Here is a 14,680-nt window from a genome sequence, read left to right on the forward strand (position 1 = left end):
CAACCATGAATATTGCAAAATATGCCCTGGATAACAAGTACGTTATCCACATGATTCTAATCTTTGTGCTGGTTCTGGGATTTATCGGCTACAAAACATTGGGTAAGAAGGAAGATGCCCCCTTCGTGATTAAAATAGCAGTTTTAACGACGTATTATCCTGGTGCAACGCCGGAAGAGGTGGAGGAACTTATTACGGAGGTTGTTGAAAGAGAAGTACAAGGTTCGCGTGGAGTGGAGTTTCTCCGTTCCGAATCGTATTATGGCATGTCGAAAATCTTTGTGAACATGTACGAGACTTATAAAGCCGAAGACATGCCTCAGCTTTGGGATGAACTCAGACGAAAAGTAAAAACAGCCGAAGGGAAACTACCTCCGGGAGCTTCGCCCATCGAAATTAACGATGACTTTGGCGATGTGTATGGTTTGTATTTTGCTGTAGTGGCCGAAGATGGATATACAGCCTCGGAACTAAGAGATTATGCCCATTATATCAAAAAAAATCTGGTTCCAATCAAGGGGGTATCGAAAGTATCTCTTTTTGGTGAACAGGTTGAAGTGGTGAATGTATTCATATCGCAAGAACGTTTATCGAATTTGGGTATTCCACCTTCATCCATTGCTTCAGCATTGAAGTCGCAGAACATACTAATCAATTCGGGCGATTTGAGGGCAGGCGATACGCAACTCAAAATTAAAGCTGAAGGCGATTTTAGGAGTATTCAGGATATCGGTAATGTGATTATCAATGGCCCCGATAACCGGCAGTTCCGCTTAAGCGATATTGCCATCATCGAAAAGGCTTACCTCGATCCTCCGGTGATCATGATGCGTTTTAATGGAAAACTGGCAATTGGCATGGGTATATCAACCCCCCTCGATGCCAATGTGGTGGATGTGGGAGCACTGGTGAAAGAGCAATTGAAGCAAATTAAACAACAAATTCCTATCGGTATAGAAATCGAAGGTATTTATTTCGAAGACGAAATAGCCAGTGCAGCGAATACAAACTTTATCGTTAACCTGATTATTTCCATCGTGATCGTGGTATTTCTTCTGATGCTCACCATGGGAATGCGGGCCGGTGTGCTCATCGGCACCAGCTTGCTGTTTAGTATTTTAGGTACTCTTATGGTGATGCTCTTTATAGGCGAAAGTCTGCACCGTACCTCTTTGGCTGCTTTTATCATTGCCATGGGTGTGCTGGTGGATAATGCAATTGTGGTTACCGACAATGCTATGGTAGCCATGAAAAGAGGCGTACCCTTGCGAAAAGCACTGATCGATGGGGCCACTATCCCTCAATGGGGTTTGCTTGGTGCTACGGTGATAGCGGTTTGTTCCTTCCTACCGCTTTATCTGGCGGGTTCCAATGCCGCAGAAATTATTAAGCCTCTTTTTATTGTTTTGGCTATTTCTTTGATGCTTAGCTGGATTTTTGCCCTGGTACAAACTACTGTATATGGCGAGTTTATGCTTAAGGTGAAAGCATCTGGAGACAAAGACCCCTATGACAATAAATTTTACAACTGGTTCGACAGCTTTCTGAAAAAAATACTTACCAGGCCTTATTTTACCATGGGTATTGTGGTAGGTGTATTTGTCTTATCCCTGCTTGCTTTCAGCCAAACGAAACGAAGTTTTTTTCCGGCCATCAGCAAGCCTTATTTTAAGGTCGATTATTGGTTACCTACCGGAACTTCGATCTATAAAACCGAAGCCGATATAAAACTTATCGAAGAGTACCTTCTTTCGCACGAAGATGTAAAGCAAGTTTCTGTAACTCTGGGAGCCTCTCCATTAAGGTATTACCTTGCATCGACCAGTTTTGGGCCTATGACCAACTTTGCCAATCTTTTGGTGGAAGCGAAGAGTTCCGACGAAACAGAAAAGGTAAAGAATGACCTCGAACGTTTTATCCAAGATAACCTGCCCGGGTCAACGGCTGTGATGCAATTCTTCAAAGTTTCGCCCTTGCCCGATGCCGATATCGAAGTGATGTTCAAAGGACCTGATGCCAATGTGCTTCGCGGACTTGCCGAGCAAGCCAAGGCCATTATGGAAAAAGAACCTCTTGCACAGAATGTGCGCGATAGCTGGGGGCAGGAAGTTCCGGTTTGGGAACCGGTATATTCTCAAAACCGTGGTCAGTTGCTTGGTGTAACCAAAGAAAGCATGGCCTATTCATTGCGGAGTCTTACCAACGGTATTCCGGTGGGCGATTACCGTGAAAAAGATAAGAGCATTTCCATTGTTTTGAAAGACGAAAATTTTGGAAAAACCGACTTGTCAAACCTGGGTAATACTCCCGTTTTTTCCACTACCGGCAAGGCCGTACTTCTTAATCAGGTAGTAGAAAAGCAGGGTACCGACTGGAAGAATTTTGTCATCCGTCGCTTCGATCGTCAACCCGGTTTAGCCGCACAGTGCGATCCTATTCAGGGTATTGAAACACCCGAACTGGAGGCAAAGCTTTTCCCCTTGATGGAACAGATTGCCTTACCCGATGGTTACAGCATGATGTACGATGGAATGTACCGCAACCAGACCCGTACCCAGAATGCTATCAAAGCGAAGATGCCAATCATGATTTTCATTATACTGCTTACGCTTACTCTGTTGTTTAATAGTTTTAAAAAACCTATCATAATCATGCTCACAGTACCTTTTATGATGATAGGTATTACACTGGCACTTCTGGTTTCCCGTGCTCCTTTTGGTTTCTTTGCCATTTTGGGTGTACTGGGACTTATTGGAATGGTCATCAAGAATGCCATTGTATTGATGGATCAGGTGAACATTGAGATTGCCGAAGGTAAGACGCATTACCAGGCTATTAAACTTGCTACCCGGTCGAGGGTAATGCCTGTTTCCATGGCCGCAGGAACTACCATTCTTGGAATGGCCCCACTCTTACCCGACCCCATGTTTGGTGGAATGGCCGCAGCCATAATGGGTGGGTTGTTTGCAGCAACCATGCTTACAGTGATTGTGGTGCCTGCACTCTATGTGATATTTTATAAGGTAAAAAGCGAATAAGACAGATTGAAAAACTGATTCATAAAATAAAATTTATTCCGATATGATTAAAAGATTAAGCCTGATAGTTCTGGTAGTTTTCACCGGTATAAGCCTTAGGGCTCAGCAAATACTACGTCTCGAGGATTGCCGAAACATTGTGGTCGACAGCAATATCAGCATTAAAATTGCAGCAAACCTCATGCGTAGCGCCGAAGCCAAGACCAAAGCTACTACACGCGATTTTTACCCATACTTAGAGGCTGGCGGACATTTTAAATACCTCGCAACACCTGTTTCAATAGAACTTGGCAACAGCCTTTATGAAGGCGACCATAATTTGTATCAGGTGAATGCTGCCCTAGTGCAGAATGTATACCAGGGTGGCCAGGTGAAAACCCAGACTGAAATCGCACGATTTGAACAAAGTATTGCAGGAAATACCCTTATGCTTACTACCGACGAAATTCTTTTTCAAACCGAAGTGCGTTATTGGAACGCTACCTGGGCAAAGGAGGCAAATGGCATTTCGTACAAGTACAAAACACTTTTGGATGAATTGGTAAAGGTTATCAGCGATAAAGTGGAAATAGGACTGGTTCCGAAAAATGACTTGTTGATGACCCAGGTGAAACAAAACGAAGCAGAGCTCCTGATTTATAAAAGCCGTATGCAGTATGCAGTGGCCATAATGGAACTCAATCGCATCATTGGTTATGACATCAACACAGCTATTGATGTGGACGGAAGCTCCTTTTACGCTGAATCGATGGTACCCGTTTTAGCCGGATTAGACACTGTATTAACTCAACGGCCCGAGATTTCAATTCAACAAGATAGGGTGAACATCAGCGAAAAAAGCATCAGTCTTACCCGTTCGAAATACATGCCACAGGTGTATGTTTCGGCACTTCCCACATGGGGTTCACCTAATACTCAATTGCTCGACCCGAACCCGAACTTTAATGCTGCCCTGATGGCAACTGTTTCTGTTCCACTGGTTCATTGGGGAAAAAAGCAATTTGAGGTAAGCGAAAAAAGAGTAGGTTACGAATCATCTTTGCTCGAAATGGAAGACCTGCAGAAACAGATTTCGCTTGAACTCAATTCAACCTATTATCAGCTCGAAGAAGCAAGTCAACGTATTACCTTAACCGAAGCTTCTCTTCAAAAAGCCGACGAGAACTATAAACTGATAGAAGAAAGGTACCTGGCTGGTTTATCACCTATCATCGAACTACTCGATGCCCAGTATAGCTGGTTGCTTGCTTATAATTCTGTGCTGGATTCACGCCTGAATTACTACTATGCCCGTGCCTCTTATTTCAGGGTTTCGGGAACGATCTGATCACTGAAAAACATCGTATAATAAGTCCGCTTTGTGTCAGTGCGCTGGCCATAAGTGGACTTTTTGTTTCTTCCATTTACAAAGGGATACAATTTCTTGAAGTAAGTTTTTTTTGCAATCTTTTGAACTCTTGACACTTTTTGGCGAGAATCCAAATGAACAAATAGATCCTAAAAACCTCTTGATTTGCTTCCCATTAGATATAAGAATTTGGTCAATTCATAATCCGTATTGATCTTCTGCAGCTTAATCAATAAATTATTTTGCTTTATGAGTCATTTGACCTTCTGGCGAATCTAAAATATTCAACAACTATAATTGGTTAATACTTATATTTCATAACTTTAATAGATCATTCTGAATGCAGACATTTTTAGAGTCTTGTAATAAACACACAATTTAATTCAAACAAACTATGTCAATAACTTCAAAAAATTCCGAACAAAAGAGGCTTGAAGCCGACAACCTTAAAAAAGAATCGTGGAAAAAATGGGGCCCCTACCTGAGTGAGCGTCAGTGGGGAACTGTAAGAGAAGACTACAGCGAGAATGGCGATGCCTGGAACTTTTTTACCCACGACCAGGCGCGATCAAGGGCATACCGTTGGGGAGAGGATGGCATAGCGGGTATATCCGACGATAAACAGCAATTGTGTTTTGCACTGGCTCTCTGGAATGGCAAAGACCCTATATTGAAAGAGCGCTTGTTTGGTTTGACCAACAGCCAGGGAAACCATGGCGAAGATGTAAAAGAATATTATTTCTACCTCGACAGCACACCCACCCACTCCTACATGAAGTACCTTTATAAGTATCCTCAGTCTACATTTCCGTACGAAGAACTGGTAAGGGTAAATGGTCAGCGGTCAAGAGAGGAGATGGAGTATGAATTACTCGATACAGGTGTGTTTCAAAACGACCGGTATTTTGATGTATTTGTAGAATTTGCCAAAGAAAATACAGATGATATTCTGATAAAAATAAGCGCTGTAAATCGCGGTGCTGAAGCGGCTGAATTGCACCTGCTGCCTACACTTTGGTTCCGCAACAATTGGTCGGAGTGGATTACAGAATCAAACAGGGCAACTGCGAAACCGGTCATCCGGCAGAATCAAACTGTAAAAGGTACCTCTTCGCTTTTGGCAAGTCATGAACAACTTGGTGATTATACGCTTTATTGCGAAGGTGATGTAGCACTGCTTTTTACGGAAAACGAAACCAATCACGAAAAACTTTTCGCGGGGCATAAAAATGAAAGTGCGCATGTGAAAGATGGCATTAACGATTTTATAGTGAACGGAAAGCTTGAAGCCGTAAATCCTGATAAAAAAGGTACCAAGGCTTGTGCGCACTATCCACTGAAAGTAGAGGCCGGACAAACATCGGTTGTTCGTTTGCGATTAACAAAAGTTGTTGCAGCATCTGATCAAACTGTATTTGGAAAAATCTTTGATGCAATAGTGGATAACAGGATTCAGGAAGCCGATGAGTTTTACAAAGCACTCACACCTTCAGGAATCAGCGCCGACGAAGCCAATGTGATGCGTCAGGCTCTGGCGGGTATGCTATGGAGTAAGCAGTTCTTTTTTTTCGATGGCGATAACTGGCTCGACGAGCATAATTCGAATCCGCTGCATACAGGCTACAAAAGTGCCCGTAACTCCGAATGGTATCATATGCTGAACATGGACATTATCTCCATGCCTGATAAATGGGAATATCCCTGGTATGCAGCCTGGGACCTCGCTTTTCATACGCTCCCGCTCTCCATTGTTGATCCTGTTTTTGCCAAGCACCAGATGGAATTAATGTTGCGTTCCATTTACCTCCACCCCAACGGACAAATGCCGGCCTATGAATGGAATTTCAGCGATGTGAACCCACCGGTACATGCATGGGCTAGCCTTTTTTTGCACAACATCGATAAGAATACAAAAGGTGAAGTCGACATTGATTTTTTAAAAGCTACATTCAACAAATTGCTTATCAACTTTACCTGGTGGGTTAACCGAAAGGACCGCAATGGTAAAAACGTATTTGAAGGAGGTTTTCTTGGATTGGATAACATTGGAATATTCGACCGCAGCGCGCCACTGCCTACCGGTGGACACCTGGAGCAAGCCGATGGTACTGCATGGATGGCACTCTTTAGTCAGAATATGCTCGAACTGGCTTCGGAACTAACCATGCACGATAAAGTCTACGAAGAGATGATAGTGAAATTTACACAGCATTTTCTCTTTATTGCTCAGGCTATGAATTCTGAGGGTACAGATGGCATGTGGGATGAGGAAGATGGTTTTTATTACGATTTACTTCGCCTGCCCGATGGAAGCGCCAAGAAATTAAAGGTACGTTCGCTGGTGGGTTTATTGCCTTTGTGTGCCACCAGCATTATTGAAAAAGAGCAACGCGACCGTATACCTGAAGCTTTAAATGTTATAAGGGAAAACCAGCGCCGGATGCCCGAACTAATGAATTCCATTCACCCTACAGGTCCAGGTTATTTTGGAGTTAATGAAAGGGGAATTCTTGCGCTGGTTAACCCCAACAGGCTTAAAAGAATACTCTCGAGAATGCTTGACGAAAACGAGTTTTTTGGTCCCCATGGGATTCGCTCTATTTCAAGGTTTCATGAAAAAAATCCCTATGTTTTGCACGTAGGTGGACAGGAGTTTCGTGTCGATTACCTGCCAGCCGAATCGAACAACGGCATGTTTGGAGGTAATTCGAACTGGCGCGGCCCCGTATGGATGCCTATCAATATTTTACTAATTCGTGCATTACAGCAGTTTTATTTATACTATGGCGATAATTTCAAGGTAGAATGCCCAACAGGTTCTGGCAACATGATCAACCTTTTTGAAGTGAGCAAAGAACTCGCAACTCGCCTTAGCAGTATTTTTACCAAAGGTAAGGATGGCAAACGCCCTGTTTATGGAGGATCAGAGAAATTCCAGACCGATCCACACTGGCGCGATTTGATACTCTTTTATGAGTATTTCCATGCCGACAATGGCGCCGGACTGGGTGCCAGCCACCAGACAGGTTGGACCGGTCTGGTTGCCAAAATAATTCAACTTTATGGACAAGTCGATGAGAAGGACCTTTTAAAGCAAGGCAAGGCAGCTGCCTTTAAAAAGTCTTAATAGAATATTGTTTGAGCAATGATAAAAAAGAACCCCAATAGGCTAAGCACATAATTATGGAACAAATAAACTATCCGAGCCTTTACCAGGTTAATACTCGGGTGATGCTCAACGAATTATCCCAGTTTTTAGGAAGAAGGGCTACTCTCGATGATATTCCCGATTCCGAACTTGATCTTTGGGCTTCGAAAGGCTTCAATTGGATATGGATGCTGAGCGTGTGGCAAACAGGCATCGTGGGTCAGAGGGTTTCCAGAAATTATCCGCAATGGCAGGCAGAATTTAGGCATACTTTAACCGATTTGCAGGAGGCCGATATAGAAGGCTCCGGTTTTGCCATCACAGCATACACTGTGCACCAAAATTTGGGTGGCGATGCTGCCCTTGCCCGCTTGCGTCAGCGGCTAAAATACCGCAATTTAAAACTGATGCTCGATTTTGTTCCCAACCATACCGGTATAGACCATTTTTGGGTACGCGAAAACCCTTCATACTATGTGCAGGGAAATGAAGAATTGCTTTACCGCGAACCTCAAAACTATATCAAACTCACGCGTGCCGGTGGCGACATTATTTTTGCACATGGCCGCGACCCTTATTTTGCCGGCTGGCCCGATACCTTGCAACTAAATTATGGCAACCCCGATTGTCAGGAAGCACAGATAGCAGAGATTGTGCGCATTGCCGGCCAATGCGATGGCATTCGTTGCGATATGGCCATGCTGGTTTTACCTGAAATTTTTAAGCGTACCTGGGGAATCGATTGCCCTCCTTTTTGGGAGAGGGCTATTGAAAGTGCGCAGCGTAAAAACCCCGGTTTCAAGTTTATGGCAGAAGTTTATTGGGATATGGAGTGGGCACTTCAACAATTGGGTTTTGAATATACTTATGACAAAAGGCTCTACGACCGGCTTCACGAAGGTTATGCCAAACCTGTACGCGAGCATTTATATGCAGGAGTCGATTACCAGAAACACATGGTTCGTTTTCTCGAAAACCATGACGAAGCCCGTGCTGCCTATAACTTTACTCCCGAAAAACATGAAGCTGCTGCCATACTCACCTACTTCTCACCGGGCATGCGTTTCTTCCATCAGGGACAATTCGAAGGAAAGAAGATGCGCATTTCACCTCACCTGGTGCGGGGTCCGAAGGAGCGCACCGACGATCGTCTGTTTACCTTCTACCAACGAATTCTCGATTTCTTAAAGCGACCGGTATTTACTCAGGGCAACTGGAAATTGCTCCAAAATACTCCAGCCTGGGAGGGTAATCAATCGCACGATTCGTATATCAGCTATTTGTGGGAGGGCAATCACGATGAGAAGAAACTGGTGGTAGTAAACTTTGCCGGGCAGTCCAGCCAGTGCTATGTGCATCTTCCTTTCGAGGGTTTGGAAAATCATCAGTGGAGGTTGAATGACCTGTTCAGCGGAGTTGAGTTTAGCTATTCAGGATCCGATATTCAGAACAAAGGGCTTTATTTCGACGAAGGGCCCTGGAAATATTATATTTTCCGGCTGGAACAGATATAGTATAGTTGTAAAAAGGCTAAGAAACATTCTACACAAAAGAAACGAACATAATTTTTAAATAAGCAGGTTTCTTATTTAATAAAATCGATAAATAATTAAATAAGAGTTATCTTTATTTAAAATTTAACCATGAGACAGTTTAAATCTGGTCAATATATTAGTCAAGGTTATTATAAAAGCTTTCAACCAGAGTTTATAAATCGGCAATTGCAAGTTGATAACATGGAAATATTGCAATTGTTAAGCCAAGCTGATAGAGAATTAGGGAGATTGGACATGTATTCAAAATATATTCCCAATATCGAATTGTTTATCAGTATGCATGTGTTGAAGGAAGCGACAAAGAGCAGCAAAATTGAAGGAACTCAAACCAATATGGATGAAGCCCTTTTAGATAAAGAAGACTTGCCATTAGATAAACGAGATGATTGGGAAGAAGTTCAGAACTACATAAAAGCAATGGAATGGGCTATTAAGTTCCTTGATAAACTTCCTTTTTCATCACGATTAATAAGAGAAACTCATCGTGTATTGCTTCAAGGTGTGCGAGGAGAAAAAAAACAACCCGGTGAATTTAGGATTAGTCAAAATTGGATTGGTGGGGCAACAATAAATGATGCTGTATTTATTCCTCCAGTATACAGCTCTGTGCCTGACCTAATGAGTGATATTGAGAAATTTATTTATAACGAAGAATTTCATATACCTGAATTGCTTAAAATAGGGCTGGTTCATTACCAATTTGAGACAATTCACCCTTTTCTTGATGGAAATGGTAGAGTAGGACGATTAATAATTCCGCTTTATTTGGTAAGCAAAGGAATATTACAAAAACCAGTATTGTATTTGTCTGATTTTTTTGAGCGAAACAGACAATTATACTATGATAATTTAACAATCGTAAGAGAAAAAAATGATTTAGGACGATGGTATAAATTCTTTCTTGTGGGAGTGATTGAAACTGCTAAAAATGGAATTGTCACTTTTGACAATATACTACAACTTCAAAAGCAAATTGATATTGACATCCAATCATTAGGCAGTAGAGCTTTAAAAGCAAAGAAAGTTATAGACTACTTGTATAAACGTCCAATGATTACAGCGGACAAGGTTGGTGAGATTGCATCGATTTCTATGCCATCATCTTACAAATTGATTTCAGATTTAGAAAGACTTAAGATATTGAAAGAAAAGACTGGTGGACAAAGAAGTAGAGTTTATGTGTTTGATAATTATTTAAAACTATTTAGATAAAGCTCAGTTGACAACACATGGTAGATTACATAAGGGTTTCAGCAGTTTTCGAGTCCCGATGTTCATAGGGATGGCTCGTAAATAAATTGGGTAGTAAACTATGAAAAACAACTTCGAAATACCACACGAAACTCTACCATCAAACCTTGGCTCATAATGTTTTTAACATCCTAATTCAACCTGATTATGATATTTTTTCAACTCGCAGTTATTCTTATTTGCATTTTCATAGGTGCTCGTATGTCGGGCATAGGCCTGGGAGTAATGGGTATGCTCGGCTTGCTGGTGCTTTTGTTTGTATTCCGTTTACAACCTTCCGATCCACCTCTGGAGGTTATGCTGATTATTTTGAGTGTGGTTACCGCTGCCGCGGCTCTTCAGGCTGCCGGCGGAATGGAATACCTCGTTGATATTGCCGCTAAAATATTGCGCAAGCACCCCGGGCAAATTACTCTGCTGGGGCCAATAGTTACTTATTTCTTTACCTTGTTTGCAGGCACTGCCCACATCTCTTATTCAATTTTACCAATTGTGGCAGAAGTTGCCATCAAGGCACGAATCCGTCCCGAACGGGCATTGAGCATGAGTGTAACAGCCGCACACATGGGAATTACAGCAAGCCCTGTTTCTGCAGCTTCTGCCGCCATGTTAACCGTATTGACCATGAGTGGAATAGGTCTGGGCGATATACTGATGGTTGCCATTCCTGCAACCATTGTGGGGGTATTAGTAGGGATACTTTTTGTCTGGAAGCGTGGAAAAGAACTGGCTGTCGATCCTGAATTTCTCGAAAGAATGAAAGACCCTGCTTTTGTGCAACGTCTCAATGGCAATAAAAAGGACTCGGATTTTACACTTAAACCAGGTGCAATACCTTCGGTGATTATTTTTTCGGCAGCCGTATTTTTTGTGGTATTGCTGGGTTCGTTCCCATCTTTATTGCCGCATTTTGGCGAAGGGAAGGATTTTATGCCCGGATTTTCAGTGAATGCTTCAGGGCAGGTGCAAATGCCCTCCATGATTATGATGATTATGCTGGGAGCAACGGGATTAATTATTCTTTTAGCCAAAACTACTGCCGGTCAGGTAACAAAAGCTAGTTTGTTCACCTCCGGAGGCCAGGCTACCATTGCTGTATTTGGGGTAGTTTGGATGAGCGGCACTTTTATGGACAATAATTTCGACACCATCAAAAACGCTTTAGGAGCCATTGTTACCCAGTATCCATGGTTGTTTGCACTGGCCTTGTTTACGTTGAGCATGTTGTTGTACAGCCAGGCATCTACTACCAAGGCCCTTATGCCGCTGGGTTTGTCGCTTGGATTACCACCAGCCCTACTGATAGGAATTTTTCCATCGGTAAACGGGCATTTCTTTATTCCGGGTTACCCTACACTTTTGGCCGCCATTGAGTTTGATCGCACCGGCACTACCCGTATCGGAAAATATGTCTTGAATCATAGTTTTATGCTTCCAGGTATTGTTACCACAGCAGCATCGGTGCTTACTGGAATTCTTCTCACCAATGTTCTCTTCTAAAACCATATAATTAACCAATTATGAAACGAGCATGAATCATAAAACACAAACAAGGATGAATTGAAAATCGACGAAGTCAAAATTCATAATGCGAGTTCCATCTAACCTAATTAAAATATTATTTACGATGAAAAATCTTATTTCTTTGTTAATGCTTATTGCCTGCTTCACAGGCATAAACAGTTACGGTCAAACCCGCACCGAAAAAGACTTGTTAGGTGAAAAACAAATTCCCAACGAAGCCTATTACGGGGTTCAAACCGCCAGGGCACTGGAAAATTTTCAGGTGAGTGGAGTAAAAACCAATTTTTATCCCGATTATGTAAGGGCTTTTGCAATGGTGAAACTGGCAGCCGCCCGCGCTAATAACGAAGTGGGCAAACGCCTGAGCGACGAAAAACTGGCAGCCATTGAAAAAGCCTGTCAGGCAGTGATAGAGGGAAAATACCACGATCAATTCCTGGTGGACTTATATCAGGGTGGTGCCGGTACATCGGCCAACATGAATGCCAACGAAGTTTTGGCTAACATTGCCCTCGAAATGAGTGGCCATAAAAAGGGCGAATACCAATACATCGAGCCTCACGACGATTTGAACATGGGCCAGTCGACCAACGATGTATATCCTACTGCTATTCATGTAGCCCTAATTCTGCATAATGATAAAGTAATACAAGAGGCCAAAGCCCTTTCGGCAGCATTTCACCAAAAAGGAGAAGAGTTTAAAGATGTAATCAAAATGGGTCGTACCGAAGGCCAGGATGCTGTGCCTATGACTGTAGGGCAGGAGTTTCATGCCTTTGCAAACCAAATCGATGCTGCCATTTCGGCCCTTGAAAAATCAGAAGAATATCTTTACGAAATAAACATGGGAGCTACTGCCATTGGAACAGGCATTACTGCTACTCCGGGTTATGGTGTAAAATGTGCCTCGCACTTGGCTCAGATTACTGGTAAACCTATAGTTTTGGCAAAGGACCTCATCGCAGCCACTTCCAGTATGCAGGCATTTGTGATGTATTCTTCGGCCATGAAAAACTTTGCCATTACCCTATCGAAAATCAGTAGCGACCTTATTTTTCTTGCTTCCGGACCTCGCACCGGAATTTTCGAAATTAACTTACCTGCACTTCAACCCGGTTCATCTATCATGCCAGGCAAGGTAAACCCGGTGATGCCTGAACTAATGAACGAAGTGTGTTTTAAAGCAATCGGAAACGATGTTACTGTGGCTTTTGCTTCGCAGGACGGCCTTCTTCAGCTGAATGCCTACGAACCTGTGGTGGCTGTTGCCATTATGGAATCGCAAGCCCTGTTTTACAAAACCATGCCCTTGTTCCGCACCCAGTGTATCGAAGGTATTACTGTAAACAAAACTGTGCTGGATAATTACATTAATCGAAGCGTGGGCATCGTTACAGCTCTCAATCCGGTTCTGGGTTATGAGAAAACTACCGAACTGGCTAAGGAAGCACTCGAAACCAACAAAGGAATTCTGGAGCTGATCCGCGAAAAGAAACTTCTGACCGAAGATCAGATTAAAGAACTATTGGACCCTGCAGCCATGACAGGACAAACGAAATAGAATGTATTACCGTCATCGCGAGCGAGGTACGGGCGAAGCGATCCCTTTATTCAGATTGTTTCGTTCGTACCCCACTCGCAAAGACGAAAAAAATAAAACCATAAACTTTAAAATCCATAAAAATGAAAACAAATCAAACAGCTCTTAGAAATATCTTTTCAGGGATCTTGCTTTTTGCAAGTGTTCTGGTGTTTGCTCAAACTCCAAAGCTGCCCAATATTGTAATTCTTGCCACTGGTGGCACCATTGCCGGGGCAGGTGCAAGTTCGACCGGTTCGGCCTATACTTCGGGTCAGGTGAAAATTGAAGCCATGATCGACGCGGTGCCGAATATCCGCAGTTTGGCCAATTTAAGAGGCGAACAAATTGCCAACGTTGGTTCACAGGACATGAGCGTAAAAGTATGGCTCGACCTGGCTAATCGCATCAATGCACTATTGGCAACCGATACAGTCGATGGTATTGTGATAACCCACGGAACCGATACCCAGGAAGAAACTGCTTATTTCCTTACACTTACTGTAAAAAGTGATAAACCTGTTGTATTAACCGGTTCAATGCGTCCTTCTACTGCACTCAGTGCCGATGGCCCGTTGAATATGTACAATGCTGTTGCTGTGGCAGCCAGTAAAGATGCCAAAGGAAAAGGTGTAATGGTGGTAATGAACGACGAAATCCATTCTGCCAAGGATGTGAAGAAAATGATTTCTACCCCTGTTCAAACATTCCAGTCACCGCAGGAAGGAATGATAGGCACTGTTATTTTCGGACAGATACTTTGGTTTCATAATCCTTCCGGAAAAAATACATTAAACAGCGAATTCTCTGTAGAAGGAGTAACTGCTTTGCCCCGAGTCGACATTGTATATGCTTGTGCCGACATGTCTCCCGATTTGATCGATGTGATGGTAAAAGCCGGTGCAAAAGGAATTGTAATTGCCGGTGTGGGCGATGGTAACATGACTGCCGCTACCCTGGAAGCTGCCAAAAGAGCAACTGCCGCTGGTATTCCTGTGGTAAGGGCTACACGTGTGCCCATTGGCGCAGTGTTAATTCAAGGCGAAGTGGTTGATATAGACTATGGCACGGTATCATCTGACGAACTAAATCCTCAAAAGGCAAGGGTATTGCTCATGTTAGCCCTGTTGAAAGAAAGAAACAGGGATGATTTACAACGTCTTTTTATCGAATACTAACTTTGTTAACAGAGAATATATAAATGCAACTAGTTTGATTCCTATCAGTTTTTTTACA

General features: G+C 42.8%; 8 protein-coding genes. All 8 read left to right on the top strand.

Annotated elements, in window-relative coordinates; all coding sequences use genetic code 11:
• The first annotated feature begins 5 nt into the window (after nucleotides 1-5).
• Nucleotides 6-3,038, top strand: a complete 3,033-nt coding sequence (locus tag IPM71_13115; protein ID QQS50512.1) for an efflux RND transporter permease subunit — start codon at nucleotides 6-8, stop codon at nucleotides 3,036-3,038.
• Nucleotides 3,039-3,081: 43 nt separating this feature from the next.
• On the top strand, nucleotides 3,082-4,365 hold the full coding sequence (locus IPM71_13120) for a TolC family protein (protein QQS50513.1): 1,284 nt from the start codon (nucleotides 3,082-3,084) through the stop codon (nucleotides 4,363-4,365).
• Nucleotides 4,366-4,780: 415 nt separating this feature from the next.
• Nucleotides 4,781-7,513, top strand: coding sequence for a glucosidase (locus IPM71_13125; GenBank protein ID QQS50514.1), 2,733 nt, complete (start codon nucleotides 4,781-4,783; stop codon nucleotides 7,511-7,513).
• A gap of 56 nt (nucleotides 7,514-7,569) precedes the next feature.
• Nucleotides 7,570-9,048: an alpha-amylase gene (locus IPM71_13130; protein QQS50515.1), complete on the top strand. Its 1,479-nt coding sequence runs from the start codon at nucleotides 7,570-7,572 to the stop codon at nucleotides 9,046-9,048.
• Nucleotides 9,049-9,177: 129 nt separating this feature from the next.
• Entirely contained in the window at nucleotides 9,178-10,302 is a 1,125-nt protein-coding gene (locus IPM71_13135) for a Fic family protein (protein QQS50516.1), read from the top strand.
• Nucleotides 10,303-10,488: 186 nt separating this feature from the next.
• Nucleotides 10,489-11,841, top strand: a complete 1,353-nt coding sequence (locus tag IPM71_13140; protein ID QQS50517.1) for an anaerobic C4-dicarboxylate transporter — start codon at nucleotides 10,489-10,491, stop codon at nucleotides 11,839-11,841.
• A gap of 151 nt (nucleotides 11,842-11,992) precedes the next feature.
• Nucleotides 11,993-13,426 (top strand): aspartate ammonia-lyase, encoded by a 1,434-nt coding sequence (locus IPM71_13145; GenBank protein ID QQS52841.1) that lies wholly within the window; start codon nucleotides 11,993-11,995, stop codon nucleotides 13,424-13,426.
• Between the two features lie 122 nt (nucleotides 13,427-13,548).
• A complete protein-coding gene (locus tag IPM71_13150; GenBank protein ID QQS50518.1) occupies nucleotides 13,549-14,622 on the top strand; it encodes a type II asparaginase in 1,074 nt (357 codons plus the stop codon).
• The last annotated feature ends 58 nt before the right edge of the window (nucleotides 14,623-14,680 follow it).

The organism is Bacteroidota bacterium (genome assembly GCA_016699695.1).
Taxonomy (GTDB): Bacteria; Bacteroidota; Bacteroidia; order Bacteroidales; family UBA10428; genus UBA10428.